Origin of the sequence: Nostoc sp. JL34 (genome assembly GCF_017114945.1) — a bacterium.
Lineage (GTDB): Bacteria > Cyanobacteriota > Cyanobacteriia > Cyanobacteriales > Nostocaceae > Nostoc.
The window spans coordinates 1-19,142 of the sequence record NZ_JABXKQ010000171.1 but is presented as its reverse complement, the minus strand read 5'-3'; the positions used below and the strand labels follow the sequence as shown (position 1 = coordinate 19,142).

The following is a 19,142-nucleotide window of genomic DNA, read 5'->3' as shown; positions in this document are numbered from 1 at the left end:
AATGTTGATGACCGTAAACCAGTCCCAGATATGACTAAAGACTTAATTGGTAAACGCTGACATCGGAGAGAGTTGCGGCCGCAGAGTTTAAGAGTCAAAATATGCCGCGAACACAGCGATTTTGGTTACTTGCGGCGTTTCTTATCCCTGTTTGGCTGGGTGCGACGCTGGGCTATTGGGGGTTGCGCGGACAAACTGATTTGCCCAAGTTAATTGTACTTGCATTTACAACAGGCACTTTAATAGTGGCGATCGTTGAATAAATTCTTCCTGAAGCACATCAAACTCAAGATACAAACTTATCTACCTTGACCTTTATACGATTGGGGGAGTACTTGGATTGTTATTTATTCAAGCGCCGGCTCTTAGCTGGTTGGCTAATCCACTTTATTGGTATTCCTGTAAATTTTTTGTACAGAAGAAATACAAGTTCTCAATAACTTCTGCTTTTTGTTCAATTATTGTAGGCTTTACAGGCATAATCTCAACATATTGGTTTGCGTTATTTAATAGTAATAGTCCTGATAATCAGCTTCTAGTAATCAAGTTACTTCCTGGTTTCTGGTTATGGCTTGCGGCTCCTGCCTTTGTGATGATTATTATTAGTGGCTTTGCTTATTGGAAATACAGAAATCGCCTTGAAAGAAAAAGTGTGAAGCTTCGCTAGACTTCGTGAGAGCAATTGTTAACATGATCGAATTGAAACTTATCTCTAACTGAAAATGCACCCACCGCAAAAAAAACTGCAATTCTCCTAGATCGCCGCTACGCGAACAAGAGGTAACTGATGCCAACTACAACAGATTTTAAAGACTATTACCCCATTTTGGGAGTAAGCAAAACCGCAACCCCTGAAGAAATCAAACGAGCTTACCGCAAGCTTGCCCGCAAATATCATCCTGACCTGAATCCTGGAGACAAAGACGCAGAAACAAAGTTCAAAGAACTGAACGAAGCCAATGAAGTACTCTCTGATCCAGAGAAGCGGCAGAAGTACGATCGCTTTGGTCAGCACTGGAATAATCCTGGTTACACTGAAGCGCCGCCACCTAGCGGAACTAATGTTGCAACAGGCGACTTCGATCAGTACGGCGATTTTGATTCGTTTATCAACGATCTGCTGGGTCGAACGAGACGTAAAACCTCCACTGGTGGCTTTGATGATTTTAATGGGGGATTTCGTTCTCAAGCTCCTGCACCGGATACTGAAGCTGCGATCGCACTCACATTTTCCGAAGCATTTCACGGTGTTCAAAAGCGTTTGCAACTCGACGAAGAAACGATCAACGTCCGCATTCCCGCAGGAGCAAAACCAGGCAGTCGAATTCGGCTTAAGGGTAAAGGTCGTCCTAGTCCGTTCTCTCAACAGCGCGGCGATTTATATTTAACTATCGAAGTGTTAACCCATCCCTTCTATCGATTTGAGGGCGATAACCTCGTTTGTGACATTCCCATTCGCCCTGATGAAGCGGTTTTAGGGGCAGAAATCAGCGTACCAACCCCCGATGGTAGCGTGACGATGAAAGTTCCTAAAGGGGTGCGATCGGGGCAATCGCTCAGACTACGCGGCAAAGGCTGGACATTGCCAAAAGGGGGACGAGGTGACTTATTTGCCAAACTTCAGATTGTCACGCCACAAAACCTGAGTGCGATCGAGCAAGAATACTACGAAAAAATCCAGGCAAACACTAGTTTTAACCCACGTACCCAGTTAGAGGAGATTAAATTATGACCTTCAGCCTTTCAAAAACCGTAGTTTCACTCGAAGGTGAGCAACTTTACAGCTTTGAATATGCTGCGTTGATCACTAAGACTTCGATTACGCTGGTGAAGTTTTACGTTGAGTTAGGCGTAATCGAACCCATCGGTGATTTACTGCATTCCCGCGAGATTGCGCGAATTGCTCAGATTCAACGCTTGCGTCGAGATTTGGGGCTGAACTTAGTCGGAGCGGCAATGGTGCTAGATATGACGACTGAAATTGCCCAATTACGCGCACAGCTAAAGTTGTATCAGTCTCATCCATCGAACTCGTTATGAGCTATCTGAATCAACGGTCAAAGCCCGCATTAGATCATGAGCGCACGAAGTGCTGCAACAGTTGGAAGATTGGCTAGAAACGCCGATGCTGGTGCTGGGCTTTGCTTGGTTGGGACTTTTATATTGTTGAGTTAGTTTGGGGACTGAATCCTCTACTAGAAGCGAGTCTCTTTCAGAGAGGCTTTGGTTCTAAATTTTAATAAGTCCAGTTTTGCTTGGTCTGCAAACTATAGGTTCCATCTTTGACATTCACCCGCTCAGGAATCAGATTTAAATCTCTAAATATATTTGCCTGATGCTGTAGAGCATCGAGCGATTGGTCGTCAATCGGAATGATGGCGCGTTCGCCACTATGTTTCTGTAAAATTTCTACGATGGATGGATCGATTTCATGGTGTTTAGCCAATCGTTGAACAGCTTCTAATTCTTGTTTCTTAGCCCAAGTTCCAGCTTCGTTGACCTCTTCTAAAATCACCTTAAGCAAGTCGGGATAGTCGCGTACCAGTTCTGGAATCGCGTAGTAATAGGTGGGAACTTCCACGGAGGTTTTGTCACCAAATATGCTCTCTAGGTCTGTAATCGATCGCCCTGGGTAAGCGCTTCGGGCAAGAGTAGCTGTGTAGGGAACCCAAATCACCCAAGCATCGATTTCACCCCGGCGGAATTGAGGCAGCGCCTCCGGTTGTGTCAGATAAACCGGCTGGATGTCACTAAAATCTAGACCGACTTTTGCTAGCGATCGCACAAGTATATAATGTGCGCTTGAGCCTTTGTCAAAAGCGATCTTTTTGCCCTTCAGGTCTGCTAATGTCTGAATCGGCGAATCTTCCGGTACTAAAATCGCTTGACCTTTGGGAGCGGTATATTTTTCCTTAGCCACCCGCACAAATACATGATCCGCCGCTTGAGAGAAGATGCTGGCCGTGCCCCCACCGCCGCAGAAGTCAATCGTCCCGTTGCTAAGTGCTTCTATCAGAGAAGAAGCTGATAAAAAGCTTGTCCAGGTGACAATCAGCCCATAAGGTCGCAAACGCGTTTCCAGCAAGCCTTGAGTCCGAAGAACTTCCAGGTTGGTCATTCCCTCTGGATATCCAATTTTGAGTTGCTTCAGCCGCCGCGCCTGCTCTGCTAAGGGCGTGTTGCTAGATTGAGCAGAACGCTGAGAAAACCAGCGATCCAAAATTACACAGAAAATTATCCCCCCCATAAACAGTCCCACAGTTTCCAGTAACTGAATTATGGAGCTTTTGGATAGTTGGAACTGATTACCAGATTCAGCAGCAGCAACAGCATGACCGTCAAAAACTAGAGGTAAGACCAAAATCAAGACAAGTCCGATGGAAAATCGAATTGCAAACCTGTAGGTAGCCGATCTACGAGTGGCTGATCTGAGCGACCGTAAGATATTTTGACCTGTGCATTTAGGCAGAAGGTCAATCAAACGGCTAATCATAATAACTCCTTTAATAAATTAGGTGATGCAAATTGCCGGATGAATTGGAGATGGGGGATAAATTCAAAGCACCACTTGATATATATAAACTACCAAAATTGCTGCCTCGTTACACCCAATATGCGATACTCACATTATCATATCGATATTGTGCGGATTTTCTACAAACGTTGAGCGATCGCTAGTTTCGGTCATCAGATAGGTGTTGAGTGAGGAATGGTGATGGATTGGTTAATTGCAACAATTAAGATCGGGCTAGCTACGGCTGTGGCAACAACATTTGATGACAATATTTATCTAACTGCTTTTTTCAGTGATGTCAATCGGACTTTTCGTCCTCAACATGTTGTAGTTGGTGAGATTCTAGGGTTCACGGCATTAATGATAGTAAGTTTACTTGGGTTCTTCTTGGGTCTAGCAATTCCGTCAACTTGGACTGGTCTATTGGGGATTCTGCCAATACTCATTGGCTTGAACAATCTACTCAACCTGAATAAGGATGATTCAGTTGAAGATAAGTCAGCCAATCTGAAAAGAAACTCTAAATTTCATGGATTTGATTCCAGAAAGCGATCGCTCTGGGACGTAATCCGCGATCCGCAGACCTATCGCGTCTCCTCGGTCACAATTGCCAACGGCGGCAACAATCTTGGCATCTATATCCCCCTGTTTGCCACTAGCTCAATCCAAAATCTCACTGTGATCGTACCAGTTTGCTATTTCATTGTTTTTTGCTGGCTGTTTATGTCCTATAATCTGACTCGTCTACCTGGTATCGCTTTGATACTCAGCCGTTATGCTAGCAAGATTTTTCCCTTCGTTCTGATGTGGCTGGGTTTCAGAATTCTGGTAGACAGCGAATCTTATCGTATTTTTCTCCCGAACACTTGACAGATAAACGTTATCAGTTTGGTGAGATTGTGAAGGCTAAAGTAAATAAAGCTTAACTCCTGCATTTTCAGTTACGTTTTGTACCGTATTCAATCAATTCATTCAGGAAATAAAACAACTGCCTATCACACTAATACCAACACAAGTTTCTTAACTTGTACCTTAGTTGTATTGACCTGCATCTTAGTTGCATTGACCTGCATCTTAGTTGCATTGACTTGCACCTTAGTTGCATCGACCTGCATCTTAGTTGCATCGACCTGCACCTTAGTTGTATTCACCTGCACCTTAGTTGTATCCACCTGCACCTTAGTTGCATTGACCTGCATCTTAGTTGTATTGACCTGCAAAAATTAACCTACTCTAAGTTATGCAGTAACTCTAAAAAACTTGTGTGTACACGCTAGGGTAGAAAAGGGGGCTGAGGAGTTAGGTTTTTAATGACCAAATCATTGAAACAGTTGACAAAATGACGGATCTTCAAATCGCGGCGAAGATTCGACAGCAATTTGCCGAGTCGCGTTAGGCAGCCAAAAGATTTACTGCAAATCAAACCGATGAATCCCCAACTCTCCACGTTTTGGAGCTTATCCACGGATCAGGTGCTTCAACAGACGCACTCTAAAACCACAGGGTTAAGCCGTCAAGATGCCAAACAACGCCTGAGTGAGTTCGGCGCAAATAGCCTCAAACAAAAACACAAATCGAGCGCATGGATGCTGTTGCTTAATCAGTTCAAGAGTCCGATTATCTTGATTCTGATTTTTGCGGCGGTGCTATCGATTTTTCTGAAAGATGCGGCAGATGCCATAATCATTTTGACGATCGTCTTCATCAGTGGGCTATTAGGATTTTGGCAAGAGCAAGGAGCCTCGAATGCCGTCGAAAAATTATTAGCATTAGTGCAAGTTAAAGCAACTGTTTTGAGGGATGGTCAATCTCAAGAAATCCCTAACGAAGAAGTGGTCAGGGGTGACATTGTGTTGCTGAATGCAGGTAAAAATATTCCGGGCGACTGTCTAATTTTAGAGTCAAAAGACCTATCGGTGGATGAAGCAGCACTGACAGGAGAAACCTATCCGGTTGACAAGCTAAATGGCGTATTGCCGGTTGAAACTGGACTAGGCCAACGCACCAATTCCCTCTATCTGGGAACTAATGTGATTAGTGGAACGGCTTCATCTGTAGTCGTTCATACCGGAAAAGAAACTGAATTCGGCAAAGTATCGGAACGCCTGAAACTCAGACCTCTTGAAACCGAATTTGAAAGGGGACTGAGCAAATTTGGCTACTTTCTGATGGAAGTAACGCTAATTTTGGTAGTGCTAATTTTTGTCGCTAACGTCTACCTCCATCGCCCAGTACTGGAATCCTTTCTGTTTTCTCTGGCGCTGGCGGTCGGTTTGACTCCTCAACTACTACCTGCGATCGTCAGCGTTAACCTGGCTCGTGGTGCTAAGAAAATGGCGAAAAAACAGGTGATTGTGAAGCGCTTACCTGCGATCGAAAACTTTGGCAGCATGAATGTATTTTGCACCGATAAGACGGGGACGCTGACGGAAGGAGAGGTGAAAATTCACTCTGCGGTTGATGTGGAAGGGAAAGAAAGCGATCGCGTAGACTCCCCGCAGGCGAATCGCGTTCTACTTTACGCTTATTTGAATGCTGCATCTGAGTCTGGTTATGTCAATCCCATTGATGCAGCGATTCGTGAATACAAAACATTCGATATTTCTGGCTATCAAAAGCTAGATGAAGTACCCTATGACTTTAATCGCAAACGTTTAAGTATTTTGTTCAAATATGAGAATACGCATTTAATTATCACTAAAGGCGCACTGAAAAATATTCTGGATGTTTGCTCAACCGTTGAGACGGCTGAGGGAAAAGCGATCGCCATTGCAGATCAGCGACAAAAACTCCACCAACAGGCTGAAGACTTGGGCAGTAAGGGATTTAGAGCCTTGGGTGTGGCTTATCGTGATTTTAATCAAGATTCTTTCAGCAAAGACGATGAAACGAACATGACATTTCTCGGCTACCTCGCTCTGTTCGATCCGCCCAAAGCTGGCATCGCTGATACCCTCAAAGAGTTGCAACTGCTAGGAATCACCCCGAAGATGATTACCGGAGACAGCAAGGCGGTGGCGATGAGTATCATTCAGCAGGTAGGACTGCCTGAACCAAAGGCGTTGACAGGCTCCGAACTAGAAAAGCTCAGTGATGAAGCCTTGATGCATCGAGTACAAGATACAAATGTCTTTGCCGAGGTAGAGCCAAACCAAAAAGAGCGCATCATCATCGCCCTCAAAAAAGCGGGGAATGTAGTTGGATATCTGGGAGACGGCATTAACGATGCCTCTGCGCTTCATGCTGCCGATGTTGGCATTTCAGTCGAGAGCGCAGTCGATGTCGCTAAGGAAGCTGCTGATATTGTGTTGATGGCAAAGGATTTGAATGTCCTCATTGAAGGCGTAAAGGAAGGACGGGTGACATTTGCCAACACTTTAAAGTATGTATTTATGGCAACTAGCGCCAATTTTGGCAATATGTTTAGTATGGCAGGAATTTCTCTGTTTCTGCCCTTTTTGCCGCTGCTACCTAGTCAGATTTTGTTGACGAATCTACTCACCGATTTCCCGGAATTGACGATCGCCACAGATCGGGTAGATAAGGAGTTAATCAACAAACCTCGCCGGATGGATATCAAGTTTATCCGCAACTTTATGATTGTATTTGGTTTGTTGAGTTCAATATTTGATTACCTTACGTTTGGGGCGCTGCTATTGCTGCTGCATGCTCAACCAGAACAGTTTAGAACAGGCTGGTTTTTGGAGTCTGTAATCTCTGCATCGCTAGTTGTGCTGGTCGTTCGTACCCGCCAATCCATTTTCAACACTAAGCCAGGAAAATACTTGTTGGCGGCAACACTGGCGACTATCGGAGTGACAATAATCATTCCCTGGACACCGTTAGCAACCCTACTCGGATTTCAACCATTGCCGTTGAATTTTGTGCTGGTTCTGGGAGCGATCGTGTTGTTCTATGTGACTGCGGCTGAGAATGTAAAACGGGTGTTTTACAGCCACGTGAAATTTTAATCTCTCAGTTGATGAAGAAGCATAGTTTAGTACAGATTTGGACGTGATTTACATCGCAGGCCCCGGTCATGGCGCTCCGGGCATCCTTGGCTGATTCACAAACTTGCTTACCAAGGTTTTTGGCTATAGAGCTTTACAGTCACAATTGTCTAGTCAGGACTAGCTTTTTTGTTTCATGCAAAGAAGGTTTAATGCGTGGCAATTTTTTTGTAACGAACTTATGCAAAGCTGTAAGAGAAAATGCTTTGTTAAAGATTATCTATGAACATCCGTAAAGTCTCCACCACTCCTTTCAGTGACCAAAAACCCGGTACTTCTGGCTTGCGGAAAGCAGTTACTGTTTTTCAGCAGCCACACTACTTAGAAAATTTTGTCCAATCTATCTTCGATTCTGTGGGCGACTTACAGGGACAAACCCTAGTCGTGGGCGGTGATGGTCGTTATTACAATCGCCAAGCTATTCAAATCATTTTGAAAATGGCTGCGGCTAATGGCATTGGGCGAATTAAAGTTGGTCAAGGGGGGATTTTGTCTACTCCTGCGACTTCTGCGATTATTCGCAAGTATGAGGCTATTGGCGGTATTATCTTGTCTGCTAGTCATAATCCGGGTGGGCCAAATGGTGACTTTGGCGTGAAATATAACATTAGTAATGGTGGCCCAGCGCCGGAAAAAGTGACAGAGGCGATCTACGATCGCAGTAAGGTAATTGATAGCTACCAAATTCTGGAAGCACCAGATGTAGATTTAGAAACTTTGGGTGAGTCACATTTGGGAGAGACGGTAGTTGAGGTGATTGACTCTGTACAGGATTATCAAGAGTTAATGGAATCCCTGTTTGATTTTGAAGGGATTCGCCAACTGTTGACAAGAGGAAATTTTCGGATTAGCATCGATGCCTTACACGCGGTAGCTGGCCCCTATGCCCATGCCATTTTCGAGCAACGTTTGGGCGCACCAGTGGGAACTGTGCTTAATGGTACACCCTTAGAAGACTTTGGCGGCGGGCACCCTGATCCAAATTTAGTTTATGCCCATGAGTTGGTGGATATTTTGTACGGCGAAGATGCGCCAGAGTTTGGGGCTGCTTTTGACGGAGATGGCGATCGCAATATGATCTTAGGGCGTAAGTTCTTTGTCACTCCTAGCGATAGTCTCGCAGTATTAGCCGCAAACGCTAAACTAGTCCCTGGTTATAGTTCTGGTTTAGCCGGTGTAGCGCGATCGATGCCTACTAGTCAAGCAGTAGATCGAGTTGCGGCTCAAATTGGCATTGAATCTTATGAAACGCCCACTGGTTGGAAGTTTTTCGGCAATCTCTTAGACGCAGGTAAAGCTACTCTCTGCGGTGAAGAAAGCTTTGGTACCAGCTCTAATCATATCCGCGAAAAAGATGGGCTATGGGCTGTTCTCTTCTGGCTGAATATCCTAGCAGTGCGACAACAATCTGTTGAACAGATTGTCCGGGAACACTGGCAGACTTATGGACGCAATTATTACTCTCGCTATGACTATGAAGAGATAGAGATAGCGCCAGCCAATACCTTAATAGAAAGACTGCGTTCTTTATTACCAAATCTTAAAGGCAAGCAGTTCGGTAATTATGAAGTCGAATACAGTGATGACTTTAGTTATACCGACCCTGTTGATGGCAGCGTTAGCGAAAAACAAGGTGTTCGTATTGGCTTTACCGATGGCTCCCGCATTGTGGTGCGACTTTCTGGTACTGGAACTCAAGGTGCAACCCTAAGAGTTTATCTAGAAAGCTACGAGCCAGATCCCGCTAAACATGACCTCAATCCACAGGAAGCACTTGCTTCTTTAATTACTATTGCCCAGGAAATAGCCCAGATCCACGAACTGACAGGACGAGAACAGCCAACTGTGATTACTTAGTGCTGAGTGTTGAGTGCTGTTAGCGGATAGCTAGGGTTTAGCCCGTGCTGAGTTAGGAGTTATATCAAGTCCGGTTAATTACTTATGATTACCGCATCCCTGCAAAAATCAGGAAAACCTCTTTCTCCCTGCTCCCTGCCCCCTGCACCCCTGCGGTCTAAATGATAAGTCTTTACCCGAACATAATATTATTTCCTTCTTCCCCATTCCTCTCCCCGAAAGATCAAGAGGCTTTGAAACCCCCATTCCCTTGTAGGGAAGGGGGGCTGGGGGGTTAGGTTTTCGAGGCTTAGAGTGCAAGTGCAATATGGTTCAGTTAAAGATAATCGGAGGTTAGGCTGAGATACAAAACCCAACATCAATCGTTAATTGTTGGGGGTTTTTTACCTCAATCCAACCTCCGCAGGTTAATGTTTTTATGGTTAACATCAACTGGATTGATTTATAGTCGCCAGTATATTTGTAAAAATGAGAGGGATTTGAAAGCTTGCTTGTAATTTCTGGCAAATTTGAAAGATATCATAACTGGTTATTGTCTTTCATTAAACGGCTGTAAGTTCGTTGGGGAATAAAGTGGAGTGGATTGTAACCAACGAAACGCAAAATCAGTACACAAGCCCAGGAATATCGACCATCGGTAATGGCTTCCATAACCTGCTCTAATTGTTCTGGACTAATCGCTTTGTGAAAATTTTTCTGAGAAGAAGAAATGTGGTAGTTCATAGCTAACCCTGATGTAACTTATCTGAATCGAGGTGTATCAGTTTATCCCACCATATTCTGTTTTCTGAATTCGGTTGAGCAACATATCTGCAATACAACGACGACGGATGATAATTTTGGCAGTGACTATTTAACTAGCCTTTAATCTGCTTACATTTGGTTTGATTATGGTAAAACTTGCTGGATTTAATTTATTTATGGGGTGATGTTCTACTGGCGATCGCTCAAATTTTGTTGTACTGCTTAATCGGGAATAGTGTTTTATGCCGGATTGAGAACTAACTTATATACATAGAATAATCTGTCTTTGCCGCCACTTTAGCCAAATTGGCAGTTTTTTAATTGGGGACTGGGGATTGGGTATTGGGGATTGGGGATTGGGGATTGGGTAGGTTATTCTTCTTGTTCCTTTGTCCCCCACTCCCTATGCCCTAATCCCATAGACTTGCAGGGTTTCATCCCAGAGCTAGACGCAAAAGTTCTGATCATTATTTACCATTATGGGGGAAATGTACCTCACAGAACTGGAGACCGGAAAAATGAGGTCGTGACCTAGCTAAATTTCTGGAATTCGTCATCATGTATGAACTAGTTCAAGCTGTCTTCAACGGTGATGAAAAAACTGCTCTACATCAGTTAATTTATGCGTTGAGTGCTTCAGGTAAGCGTTATTTCCTGAGAAATGAAATTTTACAAGCTTTTGCTGACTACTGTCATCAATCCCAAAAGCCAGCCTATTTTTACCACTCTTCTTCTGTTGGCAAACTGATACAGTACACCCACGAAATAATTCTTGAAGAGGAAAGTACTTGGTTCGTGATTCGACCGAAGATTGCTAACCAAGAAGTTTGGCAACTAACAGCCGACTTGAGTAGCTTCGAGCAAATGACGCCTCAAGCGCTGTTAGATGTGAGAGATCGCTTAGTCAACCGCTACCAAGACCACATCCTCGAAATCGACCTCCACCCTTTCTATGAAGGTTCTCCAAGAATCGACGACGCCAGAAATATAGGTCAAGGTTTAGCTTTCCTCAACCGTTACCTGTGCAGTCAATTGTTGACTAACCCCGAATATTGGGTCGAAATGTTATTTAAAGCATTACATGGACTGCAATACAATGGTATTCGCCTGTTGTTGAGCGATCGCATTTCCTCCGGTATTCAGCTAGCCAAACAAATCAAGCAAGCGCTCAAATTCCTGAGTCAGCGATCGCCTCATGAACCATATCAAAAATTTAGCTTTGACCTCCAAGAACTCGGCTTTGAACCTGGTTGGGGTGACACTGTGGCGCGAGTCTCCGAAACCCTAGAACTCCTCGACCGACTCATTTACTCCCCAGAACCTGGCATCTTAGAAACATTTGTGGCCCGCGTCCCCGCCGTCTTTCGCGTCGTCCTCATTTCAATCCACGGCTGGGTTGGACAGGAAGATGTTTTGGGAAGAGATGAAACACTCGGTCAAGTTATCTACGTCCTCGAACAAGCTCGCAGCTTAGAAAACGAACTGCGTGAACAAATCAAACTCGCTGGACTCGACCAGCTAGGCATTAAACCCCATGTAATTATTCTGACTCGGCTAATCCCTAATTGTGAAGGGACATTTTGTAACCTGCGCTTAGAAAAAGTCCAAGATACTGAAAATGCTTGGATATTGCGCGTTCCTTTTGGTGAATTTAATTCAGAAATCACCAACAATTGGATTTCTAAATTTGAGATTTGGCCTTATTTAGAACAATTTGCTCTAGATGCAGAAAAAGAATTACTAGCTCAATTTAAGGGTAAACCTAATCTTATTGTTGGCAACTACAGCGACGGGAACTTAGTAGCGTTTCTCCTATCTCGCCGGATGAAAGTTACCCAGTGTAACATTGCCCATTCCTTGGCAAAACCTAAATATCTATTTAGCAATTTATATTGGCAAGATTTAGAAGATAAATATCACTTTTCGGTACAATTCACCGCCGATTTGATTAGCATGAATGCAGCCGACTTCATCATTACATCGTCCTATCAAGAAATTGTCGGCACACCCGATACCATCGGTCAATACGAGTCGTACAAGTGGTTTACAATGCCGCAGTTGTATCATGTGGTTGATGGTATTGATTTGTTTAATCCTAAATTCAATTTAGTGCCGCCGGGAGTAAATGAAACTATTTTCTTTCCCTATAGTCAAAAAGAAAACCGAGATTCTCATCTTCGTACACAAGTCCACGACCTCCTCTTTAGCCGCGAAGACCCCCAAATCTTTGGTCATTTAGATCAACTTAACAAGCGACCAATCTTTGCCGTTGATACCATCACTTCAATCAACAATCTCACTGGTTTAGTTGAATGCTTTGGTAAAAGTCAGGCGTTGCAAGAGCGTTGTAACCTGATTATCTTAAGTAGTAAACTGCATCCAGATGAAGCTATAAACTCAGAAGAAGCAGAAGAAATTCAAAAACTCTACGACATTATCGATCAATATCATCTCTATGGCAAAATTCGCTGGGTGGGGATGCGTATCCCTAGCAGTGAACTCGGTGAAGCCTACCGGGTAGTTGCAGATTCTCAAGGAATTTATGTCCATTTTGCCCGCTTTGAATCCTTCGGACGAAGTATTTTGGAAGCCATGATTTCCGGTTTGCCAAGTTTCACTACTCAATTTGGCGGTTCTTTAGAAATTATCGATAACCAAGAAAACGGATTTAATGTTAATCCGACGGACTTAGAAGGAACAGCAAAGAAAATTTTAGATTTCCTTGAACAATGTGATACTCATGCTGAATACTGGCACGAAGTTTCAGAATGGATGAGTCAGCGAATTCATCACAAATATAATTGGCATTTACATAGCAATCAATTACTACTATTGGCTAAAATCTTTAGTTTTTGGAACTTTGTTGCTCCCGAAAATAACGAAGCCAGAGATCGGTATATGGAAACCTTATTTCATCTCATTTATAAGCCCAGAGTCGAAAAGATTTTGGAAAAACATATGGGTGGGTGAGCGACTGGGGACTGGGGACTGGATTCATCCACCTCAGATACTCGTTCATCCACCTTAGATACTCGTTCATCCACCTTAGATACTCGTTTATCCACTTTAGATACTCATTCATCCACCTCAAAGACTTATTAATTAACGGAGTTCAATTCAAAGACTGATTCATCTAGCTCAAAATCCCCATTCCCCATTCCCCATTCCCCATTCCCCAGTCCCCAGTCCCCAGTCCCCAGTCCCCAGTCCCCAATCCCCACTCTCTATTCCCTACTCCCCAACTTATGCCAACAAAAGCTCATTCTCGCCATTTTATCTACACAGATTGGATATTAATCGAAACCCAGTTTGACCCTGAGCAATTGCACTCTAAAGAAACCGTCTTTACAATCGGCAATGGATATCTGGGAACAAGGGGCTGTTTTGAGGAAGGTTATCCTCATGCATTGCCAGCTACTTTTATCCACGGTATCTACGACGATGTACCGGTGGTGTACACTGAACTGGTAAATTGCCCTGACTGGCTACCCTTGATTGTGATTGTGAATGGCGATCGCTTCCGGCTCGATCAAGGTGAGATATTGCGCTACGATCGCCAGCTTGATTTACGCCAGGGACTTCTCAGCCGTACCTTGCGTTGGCGCTCTCCCAGTGGAAACACTATAGACATCAGCTTTGAACGCTTTGCTAGTCTTGCAGATCCTCACGTGTTGGCGCTACGCTGCCATTTAACGCCAGTAGATTTTGATGGATTAATAGAAGTTCAAGCTAGTATCAACGGTTATCCAGAAAATCAGGGTTTCAATCACTGGGAAGGACTAGACCAAGGCAAAACAGACGAAGGAATCTGGTTGCAACGCCGCACTCGCAACTCCCGAATTGAACTCTGTATGGCAGCTAAGGTGAGAATATTAGGCACTGAAGCATCTTTGCAAGTCAATACTGCCCCTGGTTATCCAACCTTAAGCACGACCTTCTTGGGTAAAGCGCAACAGACTGTAACAGTAGAAAAACTCGTGGCAGTTTTTACCTCGCGGGAGATTGAAACACCAGTCCCAGCCGCTCAAGAAAAACTCGCGCACTTGCCAGACTACGCAACATTATTAAAAGCCAATGAGCAGGCATGGGAGGAGGTTTGGCAGCAAAGTGACATCCTGATTGAGGGGGATAGCACAGCTACTTTTGCTGTTCGCTACAATCTGTTTCAACTGCTAATTGCGGCTTCACGGCATGATGACAGGGTGAGCATTCCGGCGAAAACTCTTTCGGGGTTTGGCTATCGCGGTCATATCTTTTGGGATACAGAAATTTTTATGCTGCCCCTGTTTCTGTTTACCCAACCAGCGATCGCTCGGAACTTACTCAGTTACCGCTGGCACACCTTACCAGGAGCGCAACGCAAGGCAGCCCATTACGGATATAAAGGGGCAATGTTTGCCTGGGAAAGTGCTGTTACCGGAGATGAAGTGACACCACGTTGGGCACTCGAAAGCGATTTTTATGGTGAAGACGTGCGAATTTGGTGCCGCGATCGCGAAATTCATATCAATGCAGATATCCCCTACGCCATTTGGAACTACTGGCAAGCCACTGGTGATGATGACTGGATGCAAAAGCTGGGCGCAGAGGTGATTTTGGATGCCGCTATCTTTTGGGGTAGCCGAGTCGAATTCAATCCTGAACACGAACGCTATGAAATTCGGGGAGTGATTGGAGCGGATGAATACCATGAATTAGTCCACAACAACGCCTTTACAAACCGCATGGCGCAATGGCATCTAGAAAAAGCGATCGCAGTTTATGATTGGTTGACTGACAAATTCCCCGAACGAGCTACCGAACTAGAACAGAAACTAAAACTCACCTCCCAAGAGCGATCGCATTGGCAAGATATCATCGCCAAAATATTGTTTCTCTATGACCCATTAACAGAACTAATCGAGCAGTGCGAGGGATTTTTTCAATTTGAAGATATTAATTTAGCAGACTATGAACCCCGCGATCGCTCCATGCAAGCCATCTTGGGTGTGGAGAAAATCAACAAATATCAAGTAATCAAGCAGCCAGATGTCTTGATGCTGCTTTATTTAATGCGGGAATCAGCAGATTTTCCCTACAGCGAAAAAGCATTGCAGACCAACTGGGACTACTACGCACCCCGCACCGATATCACCTATGGTTCGTCCCTTGGCCCGGCAGTTCACGCCATCTTAGCTTCAGATTTGAGCAAATCAATCGAAGCTTACGAACAGTTTATACGGGCGTTAATGGTGGATCTTGAAGATAACCGAGGTAACACCAGTGATGGAATTCACGGGGCTAGTGCTGGTGGCATTTGGCAAGCTGTAATTTTTGGGTTCGCCGGCATCCAACTAACCGAAAAAGGGCCCGTAGCCAATCCCCATCTGCCCCCAGGCTGGACGCGCCTGAAGTTTAAACTGCACTGGCGCGGTCAATGGCACGATTTCGATCTGCATGGGGAACTGGGGGACAAGGGGACAAAAGGAATAACTAATGCCCAATTCCCAATCCTCAATCTCCAATCCCCAATCCTCAATCCCCAATTCCCAATTCCCAATCCCTAATCCCCAATCCCCAATGCCCAATTCCCAATCCCCCAACATCCAAGGATTCATCTTCGACCTAGATGGTGTGCTAACAGATACAGCAGAACTTCACTATTTAGCTTGGAAAAAGCTAGCGGATGAAGAAGGTATACCGTTTAATCGGGAGGCTAACGAAGCGCTGCGGGGTGTATCGCGTCGTGCTTCCCTCATGCTGATTCTTGGAGATAGACCGTATTCGGAAGCACAAATCCAGGAGATGATGGAGCGCAAGAATCGCTATTATGTGGAATTAATTCAAAACATGACACCCAAGGATTTGTTGCCAGGTGCGATCGCCCTCTTGGATGAACTGCGGCAAGCTGGGATTAAAATCGGTATTGGTTCAGCTAGTAAAAATGCCCAAACTGTGATCGAGCGATTGGGCATTGCTGATAAAATAGATGCGATCGCTGACGGTTACAGTGTGCAGCAACCTAAGCCAGCACCCGACCTATTTCTATACGCAGCCAAGCAGCTAGGAATCGAACCAGAGCAATCTGTGGTTGTAGAAGATGCCGCTGTGGGCGTTGAGGCAGCTCTAGCCGCTGGGATGTGGGCAGTAGGACTCGGCCCCGCTGAACGAGTTGGAGCCGCTCATGTTGTCTTACCCAGCCTAGCAGGCATTAAATGGGCAGACCTACGGGAGCAATTGGCTAATATCATGTTCGGATGAATACTTCTAATTAGGGCTGACGCGTCCCCATCTCTTTGCATCAGCCTTAACTACAAGTATTCTTTAATATCAGGTTCGGTTAAATACTTATAACATTTTTAATAACAAATACAAGACCCATTTTTTCTAATAGTATAGGTTGCATTGATTGCCTCATAAGGATTCTAGCGATCGCCTTCCTGGAGAGTGACAGAAGAGGGATATATCAAGCTTTTAGCAGGTAATCACATCTTGTCGCTTAGTTTCTGTAATTCTAACGAACGTGACTATAAAGAATTTTCATAAGATTAAAAAACGAATCATCTGAACCTGATATTACAAAATCTTGTCAAATATATGTAGTTTTTAAAGTCATACAAGTATTATAAAAAAGACATTAGATTGACATACATTTAATTAAATATTCAAATACGATCAAAGTCAGAAGTCAAAGAGCAATTGACTTTTCTCATTCAATCCAGATGCTAGATAGCAGTTGGGCGATGTTTCTGTAAGGAAATATTAATACCATTCTGCTAAGAGTTTTTTGAAGTTTCAAATCATATATGATCCTATGAAAATAAAATATTTTCTTCACCGCTTAAAGTTAGGTCTGCATAATAAGTGGTGGTTGTTGAATTACAAATTTCGAGAACTACTGATTCAACTACAGTTCTACTGGCTTCTGTATCAAGGTAGTCAACTACTAAATATTAACCAGAAATCGGTAATTGTATTTTCTCCCCACCAAGATGATGAAGCACTAGGTTGTGGGGGTATGATTGCACTCAAGCGTGAACAAGGGATACCAATTAAAGTTGTTTTTGTTACAGATGGAGGAGGTTCTCATCGAGGTCATACCAAGATTACACGTTCAGAAATTGTTCAAATTCGTAGAGAAGAAGCACTAGCAGCTTTGAAAATTTTAGGGGTGGAATCAACAGATATTCACTTTCTTGATAAATGTGATGGCGCATTATCCAAAATGACAGAAACTGAACAACAGCAAACCATTGAAGAAATAGTGCAATTATTAGGTAGTTTTCAACCACAAGAGGTGTACGTTACTCATAAACAAGATCGCAGTCTAGATCATGAAATTACTTATCAATTGGTTAAAGCTGCTATTGCTAAAGCAGAAGTAACAGTAGAACTGTGGCAATATGCTATCTGGTTGCTTTGGAAGTCTTTATTGTTTAGCAACCTAAAGTTTGATGAATTGGTAGGCGCTCATCGAGTTGCAATTCATCAAGTGCAATCTAAAAAAAAGCAGGCTATTGAAACTTACCGTTCTCAATATTTACCTATAGATGCTGAATCAAGTGCCGTACTTCCCCCTGGTTTCCTCTGGCGGTTTTTCTTGCCTTATGAGATTTTTTTCAAATCAGACTCCGGTCAGGAGTAAAAAAGGCTTTTTATCTAGCTTGTAGACTAAAATTCTGTACCTCATTCAATACTTCTCAATTAAGGCGGAAATAAAAAGGGTTTGAATTCACCTTTACCGCTTACGTATCCTTTTTTTTAAATCAGACTTTTGTCAGTCAACCAGGATTGTTAGGTTGAACCGAAAAGTATTAGTACTTTACTAAGAAGCAATCCGTTGTATTAACTAATTGAGTCCTTTCATTTTTTCAAGGTTTTACTCTCAAATCCTCCAAATATGAGTCAACAAGAATTTTGTTTTTGTACTTTAGCATTAGGTAAAGTGTATCGGACACTAGCTGGTTTCTTAGCAAAAGACCTCGAACTATATTCACCTAATACTGCTTTTATAATTCTCACTGATCATCCTCAAGAGTTTAGCAAATATCCTCAAGCTTTAGCATTTCAGCATCAGCAGCAGGGTGTGAAGTGTTACCACGATAAAAGATTTGCTATTGCTAAGGCATTATCTCTATTTAATTCATGTATATTCATTGATTCAGATATGCGAATCTTGGCACCAGTGCCAGAAGATATAGAATGGCTTTTAGAGCCGGGGATAAGTGCTAGGGCTTGTATGGATATGCCGAAAAAATTTGCCAAAGCTTTGGGAACAACTAACAAAAAATTTTCTAGAGAGATTGAAGTAATTAAAAAAGCAGCACAATTTTTTAATTTAGAGCCAGAATGGGAAAATGTTACCTTTGTCCATGAATATTTGTTTTCTGTTACTAAGTCAACAGGAAAAGAAATTGATTTTTTAGAAACATGGTCAATCCTTGCCAAATATTTTGAGCTAAATGGAGTTTATGAAGGCGAAGGTAATGCCATAGGTCTAGCTGCCTATAAAGCAGGGCTGCCAGTGAGATGGAGTGAGATGACAGGTATTTCCTTTTTCAATAACAAAACGGAACTGATTAAAATTCAAAAGGGACAGTCAAACATCGATGAAATGTCAACATATTTTGAGGAACACGAAAGAATTGCAGATCCTAAACGCTCTATTCTGGGGAAAATCATATTTAAACTTAGGAAAGCCATAATGCATATTTATAGAGCAATAAAGTACAGAATTGTTAATACATATTTCGTTGAGGAAAGGGGAGAAAAAGTTTCTTGAAGGCTTTGGTCTTATTGCCAATTCATTTGGAACTGAGGTGTAAATCTTTAAGGACTCGCTCAAATAATTCACAAGGAAAAAGTAAAAATCTTTCTAAGAGTTCTTGTTGGGCAATTTGGATAAAACGACATCATAATAAATTTTCTCTTTAGCCTAGTTTATCTTTCTTTACCTAGTTTGGTTTTATTGTGCCGACTTACTTTTTTCAGTGTGATTGTGTGGAGTGTTTAAAGATAAAATGGTTTCATCAATAACT

The 19,142-nt window shown here is 43.2% G+C and carries 13 protein-coding genes and 3 pseudogenes; 13 read left to right on the top strand and 3 right to left on the bottom strand.

The window, feature by feature from the left end:
* The first annotated feature begins 101 nt into the window (after positions 1-101).
* The 5 genes and pseudogenes from HWQ44_RS31050 to HWQ44_RS31030 form a co-directional block, all read left to right on the top strand.
* Complete coding sequence (locus tag HWQ44_RS31050) at positions 102-263, top strand: hypothetical protein (protein ID WP_292725949.1); 162 nt, start codon at positions 102-104, stop codon at positions 261-263.
* Between the two features lie 77 nt (positions 264-340).
* Positions 341-667 (top strand): hypothetical protein, encoded by a 327-nt coding sequence (locus tag HWQ44_RS31045; RefSeq protein WP_292725947.1) that lies wholly within the window; start codon positions 341-343, stop codon positions 665-667.
* Between the two features lie 120 nt (positions 668-787).
* The gene (locus tag HWQ44_RS31040; protein WP_292725945.1) at positions 788-1,732 is read left to right on the top strand and encodes a DnaJ C-terminal domain-containing protein; all 945 of its coding nucleotides are present in this window, start codon (positions 788-790) and stop codon (positions 1,730-1,732) included.
* On the top strand, positions 1,729-2,040 hold the full coding sequence (locus HWQ44_RS31035) for a chaperone modulator CbpM (protein ID WP_292725944.1): 312 nt from the start codon (positions 1,729-1,731) through the stop codon (positions 2,038-2,040). Before HWQ44_RS31040 ends, HWQ44_RS31035 begins: the two co-directional genes overlap by 4 nt.
* Positions 2,037-2,204 (top strand): annotated as a pseudogene (locus tag HWQ44_RS31030) (potassium channel protein); the annotation flags it as partial. The gene HWQ44_RS31035 and the pseudogene HWQ44_RS31030, both read left to right, overlap by 4 nt.
* A 32-nt stretch (positions 2,205-2,236) precedes the next feature.
* Here HWQ44_RS31030 and HWQ44_RS31025 read toward each other — a convergent pair.
* The gene (locus HWQ44_RS31025; RefSeq protein ID WP_292725943.1) at positions 2,237-3,493 is read right to left on the bottom strand and encodes an aliphatic sulfonate ABC transporter substrate-binding protein; all 1,257 of its coding nucleotides are present in this window, start codon (positions 3,491-3,493) and stop codon (positions 2,237-2,239) included.
* Between the two features lie 222 nt (positions 3,494-3,715).
* Here HWQ44_RS31025 and HWQ44_RS31020 point away from each other — a divergent pair, with 222 nt between their 5' ends.
* A complete protein-coding gene (locus tag HWQ44_RS31020; protein WP_292725941.1) occupies positions 3,716-4,384 on the top strand; it encodes a cadmium resistance transporter in 669 nt (222 codons plus the stop codon).
* Between the two features lie 125 nt (positions 4,385-4,509).
* On the opposite strand, the gene HWQ44_RS31015 is transcribed toward HWQ44_RS31020, so the two are convergent.
* Complete coding sequence (locus HWQ44_RS31015) at positions 4,510-4,713, bottom strand: hypothetical protein (protein ID WP_292725939.1); 204 nt, start codon at positions 4,711-4,713, stop codon at positions 4,510-4,512.
* 180 nt (positions 4,714-4,893) lie between these two features.
* Here HWQ44_RS31015 and mgtA point away from each other — a divergent pair, with 180 nt between their 5' ends.
* A complete protein-coding gene (gene mgtA / locus HWQ44_RS31010) occupies positions 4,894-7,485 on the top strand; it encodes a magnesium-translocating P-type ATPase (RefSeq protein WP_292725937.1) in 2,592 nt (863 codons plus the stop codon).
* Between the two features lie 261 nt (positions 7,486-7,746).
* Positions 7,747-9,381: an alpha-D-glucose phosphate-specific phosphoglucomutase gene (locus HWQ44_RS31005; protein ID WP_292725935.1), complete on the top strand. Its 1,635-nt coding sequence runs from the start codon at positions 7,747-7,749 to the stop codon at positions 9,379-9,381.
* A gap of 525 nt (positions 9,382-9,906) precedes the next feature.
* Here HWQ44_RS31005 and HWQ44_RS31000 read toward each other — a convergent pair.
* A pseudogene (locus tag HWQ44_RS31000) lies at positions 9,907-10,104 on the bottom strand (HetP family heterocyst commitment protein); the annotation flags it as partial.
* Positions 10,105-10,683: 579 nt separating this feature from the next.
* Here HWQ44_RS31000 and HWQ44_RS30995 point away from each other — a divergent pair.
* The 5 genes and pseudogenes from HWQ44_RS30995 (at position 10,684) to HWQ44_RS30980 (ending at position 18,886) form a co-directional block, all read left to right on the top strand.
* Complete coding sequence (locus HWQ44_RS30995; protein WP_292725933.1) at positions 10,684-13,095, top strand: sucrose synthase; 2,412 nt, start codon at positions 10,684-10,686, stop codon at positions 13,093-13,095.
* A 275-nt stretch (positions 13,096-13,370) separates the two neighbouring features.
* Entirely contained in the window at positions 13,371-15,671 is a 2,301-nt protein-coding gene (locus tag HWQ44_RS30990) for a glycoside hydrolase family 65 protein (RefSeq protein WP_366931407.1), read from the top strand.
* 34 nt (positions 15,672-15,705) lie between these two features.
* Positions 15,706-16,365 (top strand): annotated as a pseudogene (gene pgmB / locus HWQ44_RS33720) (beta-phosphoglucomutase); the annotation flags it as partial.
* Between the two features lie 553 nt (positions 16,366-16,918).
* Entirely contained in the window at positions 16,919-17,749 is an 831-nt protein-coding gene (locus tag HWQ44_RS30985) for a PIG-L family deacetylase (RefSeq protein ID WP_292725931.1), read from the top strand.
* A 255-nt stretch (positions 17,750-18,004) separates the two neighbouring features.
* Positions 18,005-18,886: a hypothetical protein gene (locus tag HWQ44_RS30980; protein ID WP_292725929.1), complete on the top strand. Its 882-nt coding sequence runs from the start codon at positions 18,005-18,007 to the stop codon at positions 18,884-18,886.
* Positions 18,887-19,142 lie beyond the last annotated feature (256 nt).